Below are 5,122 nucleotides of genomic sequence, written 5' to 3' on the forward strand. Positions count from 1 at the left end.
AATTCTCATCCCGCTAAAAAGGCTTGTGTCACTTTAGCTTGAGTCGATGAAAGTTGAAGCAGATAGAGGCTTCCAGACAAATTCACCCAGAGAGCAAAACCCGCAACCAGTTGCCAGCGAAGGCATGATCGCCCTGTGCAGCCCCAAGGGAACAGGCAAAACCAAATGGATTGCGGGTCAGGTAGAGGGTATCGATAAAGTCCTCTCGGCTGGACACCGACGATCGCTGCAACGTTCCTTGAGCCAACGGCTAAAGCTGGATTACATTGGCGACTTGGATAAAGCCAATGGAAAATTCATCTCCGGCTCTGCCTACACGCTCCGCGTCAGCTTTGTGGTCGATTCTCTGCTGGCGATCGATCCTGACAAGTTCAAGGGGTGCGATCTGGTGATTGATGAAGTGGTTCAGGTGATTCGCCACTTGCTCACCTCCAGCACCTGCGCCAAGGACGGCAAGCGCCCCGCCCTGCTGGCACGATTCCGGCAATTGATTCGAGTCGCTCGCCGCGTCATTGTCGCTGATGCCGATTTGGATAACGCGACGCTGCATTACCTCAAAGCTTTAAGAGAAGATGCCAACCCAGTCTTCCTGATTCGCAATGACTACCAGCCGCAAGGGTATGCAGTCCGAATGCTTGACTGTCCCGATCGCACCGCAATCGCAGCAGATTTGTTGGAAGACATCGACACGCTGGAAGCCGGAAAAGTCCTGTTTGTCGCGACGGACAGCAAGGCAACCTCTAAAGCACTGGCAAGGACAATCCAGCAGCAGTTTCCAGGATTGCGTGTGCTGGTGATTAACTCCGATACCTCTAGTGGAGAGTTAGAGCGAGCCTTTATCCAGAATCCAGACTCCGTGCTGGAGCAGGGTGGGTTCGATGTCGTAATCTCCTCCCCCTCCCTGTCTACAGGGGTTAGCATCGAAACGCAGGGCATCATTGCCAGAGTCTACGGCATCTTCAGCGGCGTCAGTTCCACGGATGCCGATATGGCACAAGCGTTAGGGCGAGTCCGAGAGCCAGTGGAGCGGGTGGTTTGGTGTGCCAAACGGGGCAGCAACTATAGCAAAGCGTCCCGGTCTACGAATTCGCTGGAGCTTAAAAACCATCTGCAAAGCCGCACCTCCGCCACCGTGAGCTTGATCCGCTCATCCCTGCGGGAAGATATCCCAGACCTTAGAACTTACGACTGGCAGGCTGATCCCCATCTCGACCTTTACTGCCGCATTGCCGCCGCTCAGCATCGATCGATGCTGCATTTGCGAGAGGCGTTGATCATGCGGCTCCGCTTTGAGGGCAATCAGGTGGCGATCGAGAACCGGGAGTCGAACGGTGGCATTGGTAAACTGTTGAAGATTGCTCGCGATGAGTTACGGCAGTTGGACGCAGAGAGCATGGTGGCAGCAGACGATTTGACGATCAGCGAAGTATTGCAACTGGAGGCTCAGGAGAGTATTGCCCCAGAGCAGCAGCGGGCGATCGCCAAGTTCTACCTGAAAGAGTTTTACTGCCTGGAGGAGCTAACAGTTGAAGACATACTGGCAGATAAAGAGGGGCGACGGCGCGGGGAACTGCGGAGCTTAGAGGAATTGCTCTATCCGGGAGTGGCAGTCGATCGCACAGTGAAAGCGTTGGAGAATCAACTGAAATGGAATCAATCGCTCTGTCCATGGGACATTTCTAATGCCGAACTACGGCGGGCACTGCGGGAGCGGCTGGGGTTGATAGATTTCCTGAACCCGGACAAAGAATGGACTAAGGATGACCTTTATCCCTATGCTTGCAAAGCGCGAGAGTGGGCAGCCCAGATCAAGCAAGCCCTCAATCTCACCATTACAGAGGGCATGAGTGATGTGCAGATTGTTCATCAGCTTCTGTCGCAGCTTGGCACCAAAGTTGAGTTCCGCTGGTCGAGGTCGATTCCGGGGCATGAGGGGGAAAAGCTGAGAGTTTATCGATTGAATCTTACCTGCTGGCAGGAGTCGATCGCCATTCTAAACAGGCGGAATGTCAAGCGAGAACGCGCTGAATCGGTTGGATCTTCCCTGCCTTTAAGTAATCAAAATCAACCAGGTGATCCACTGGCAATCTCCGCCCCAGAACCAGAACCAGGAAGGTTCTCAGCCTTACTTAACTCTACTGAGGCACCGCTGATATTTGCGCTGCCAATACCCCCCCCAACTCTTCGCTACGAAAACCAGGTAACAAAGCATTCACTTGAATCAGTCCCATTGTTTTTGTTTAGCTTCATTAACCCATTGAGTTGCTTCTCCTAGAGAAACCGTGTATCGCTTTGCCAAGACTTGAGGCATTTGGTCACAGTCTCGATTGGGGTCAACCTCTGTGAGGGAATCTGGAAGTGCTACGTTACATAGAAGTGGTGGAGTTTTTCCAGTCAGTTGTGCAAGTTTCAAATTTTTTGTGTTCCGCAAATCGGTTGCCAGCAAAATGCTGTTGGAAAAATCGGCGTTGGTGAGGTTAGCGTTGCTGAGGTTGGCGTAGCTGAGGTTGGCGTAGCTGAGGCGGGCGTTGCTGAGGTCGGCGTTGCTGAGGTTGGCTCTGTTGAGGTGGGCGGAGAAGAGGTGGGCGTTGCTGAGGTTGGCTCTGTTGAGGTCGGCTTTGCTGAGCTGGGCGTTGCTGAGGTTGGCTCTGTTGAGGTCGGCGTTGCTGAGGTGGGCGGAGAAGAGTTGAGCGTTGCTGAGGTCGGCGTTGCTGAGGTTAGCGTTGTTGAGGTGGGCGGAGAAGAGGCTAGCATCGTTGAGGTGGGCGTTACTGAGGTTAGCGTTGTTGAGGTTGGCGTTGCTGAGGTGGGCGGAGCTGAGGTTGGATCTGTTGAGGTCGGCTTTTTCTAAAGGTGCTTGGTAAATAGGGCGACAATTTCCAAACAGTCGTTCTGTCAGGTAAGGCAGAAGCCACTTCATCTGTTGTTGGGTATGACATCCCTCAACTAAGGCTTCGACCGCTTGTTTCTCTTCATAAGTTCCTTCCTGATCCAATCGCGCAATGTCAGCTTTGACACTGGCTTCATGCAGACTATGCTCCACTATGCCTACGACAACCAATGCTGGGATGATTAACCAACTTGCTGTTTTCAATCGATTCCATCGGCGTTGTTTAATACTCTGCCGAATGAACTGTTTAGCAGGGTCAGATAGGGGAAAGCGATCGTGTTGTTGTTTGTTAAAGAGAATGGCTTCCGTCAGGGGTAGTCCTTGCAATAGATACCCCACTTTTTTCCCCTGATCACGCCAGGCAACGGCGTTCGCTTCGATTTTGCGCTGTTGCCGGAGTAGATCCCGGTTTTGTTCAATCCATTGCCGCAGCAGTTTCCAATGTCGAATCAATGCTTCATGTGCTACGTCCACGATTGCCATTCGATCGGACTCATTCCCCTTGCTGACTACCTCGCTAGTGACTAAGAGACGATTTTCAGGGCTAGATAAGCGATCAATGACGGTTTGTACCTGTGCGGCAGGATGCTGAGGTTCTGCGACTAAATCCGCTTGAAAGACGCGCCGTCGTGTGTCCTCTGTTCCCTCACCCAACTGAGTGAGCTGCTGGAAAATGTGCTGCACTGTTCGCTGTTCTACCGTATCAAAGCTGTTATAGATCTCAGTAGCACGGTGGTCTAAAGTGCCGTTAATGCCCCCTAATGCTTGATAAGCAGACAATACAAGCCGGTTTCCCTGACGCTTCTGCCAAAGTTCTTTCAAGGTATATTGCAACAAGGGCAAACTTCCTGGTGCTCCGGTAATATCATTGAGAATTTCGGGTACCAGCGCTGGTTCAATTTCCAGTCCCACTTGTTCCGCAGGCTTGCAAGTGGCTGCTTTGAGTTCATTGGGTTCCATAGGTAAGACAGGAACCATATCCTGACGAAGGCCGTTTGCTAACCCGCTATAATCACGTTCTAGACATTTACCGACAAAATCAGCGCGTATGGCAATGATCAAACAAAGTTTGTCGTCAGTGCTTGCTAATGCCCCCATCAAACAAGCGAAGAACTGTTCTCGCGCCTCAGCACTGTCGCAGCGAGTGAATACTTCCTCAAATTGATCAATGACTAAAATGACACGCGGAGCCGTAGCAGCTTGCACCAATCGCTGTAATCCTGATGCACCTTCATTGAGCAATCCAGTGGCACGACCTAACGCTTCGGCACGATCGAGATCCGATAACCCCTCATCGACAAACGCAAGTGCCAGGTTTTGCATCGGTTGGCGATCAGGACGGGTAATGCGAATCCGCCAGCGATCACTTCCCGCAATCCGCCGTCCTAGCTTCAGTTGATGCAGTAGCCCCGCTCGCAGCACTGACGATTTGCCATTCCCCGATGCACCGACCAGTGCCAGGAAGTTATTCGTTCGGACATGATCAAGCAATTGTCCAATCAGGCGATCGCGCCCAAAGAAATATTTGGGGTCTTCGTCATTACAATCAAAAAACTCTAACCCCTTGTAAGGACAGATGCCACTATCAGTCTGGCTATCGTTGCTGGGCTGATTCGGAACTTGCCAGGTTCTTGTTAGGTTAATCGCCTCCCCAAAGTTGGTACAGACTGGGGTTTGTAATTCGCCTTTGAGTGCTTGATTGATGTAATCCACCAGCGCAAAAGTATCAATCCATCGCCCTGGCAAGCGAGTGGGATCTAACCCATCCAGCAGGGCTTTCGTGAGGACACTGTAAGGACTATTAAGATCTTCCCAGGAGCTTTCAAAGTCCCGTGAAGAGGCAATAAAACAGCGATCGCGGCTTTCGCCATTTCCGGGATTTGCGGCTTCAACATTGATGATTAGACTGCCACTATGGCAGCAATCGAGCCAAACGATTTGCTGCTTTATTGGGCTTTTAGATAGAAGTTGCTGCAACCATCGCAGCGAGAGCCCAGATCGAGGAACATGAGGATCGGTATCACTAGTGGCTAGATATCCTTTGTCAAGATCGAGACCTTCTGTATCGGGGAGTCCGTGCCCAGAGAAGTAGAATAGTGCGGTTTCGGGTGCCTGCTGACTTTTAGGTAAGAAGAGTTGTTTTAACGCCTGTTCTAGCTGAATCTGAGAAACTGCTAATTTTTTAGCGGCAGCAGGTTTCTTTGTTCCATCATTGATAATAGTTTCTGGGAT

General features: G+C 51.4%; 2 protein-coding genes. One reads left to right on the forward strand and one right to left on the reverse strand.

What is annotated here, in order from left to right:
- Window positions 1–46: 46 nt before the first annotated feature.
- Window positions 47–2,275, forward strand: a complete 2,229-nt coding sequence (locus H6F80_RS04805) for a plasmid replication protein, CyRepA1 family (protein WP_190790469.1) — start codon at window positions 47–49, stop codon at window positions 2,273–2,275.
- On the opposite strand, the gene H6F80_RS04810 is transcribed toward H6F80_RS04805, so the two are convergent.
- Window positions 2,222–5,122 (reverse strand): nSTAND1 domain-containing NTPase (locus tag H6F80_RS04810; protein WP_190790470.1); only part of this gene is annotated, 2,901 nt, incomplete at its 5' end. The two genes, H6F80_RS04805 and H6F80_RS04810, sit on opposite strands and share 54 nt — an antisense overlap.

It is taken from the genome of Leptolyngbya sp. FACHB-711 (genome assembly GCF_014695615.1).
In the GTDB taxonomy this organism is placed as follows: Bacteria; Cyanobacteriota; Cyanobacteriia; order Elainellales; family Elainellaceae; genus Leptolyngbya_A.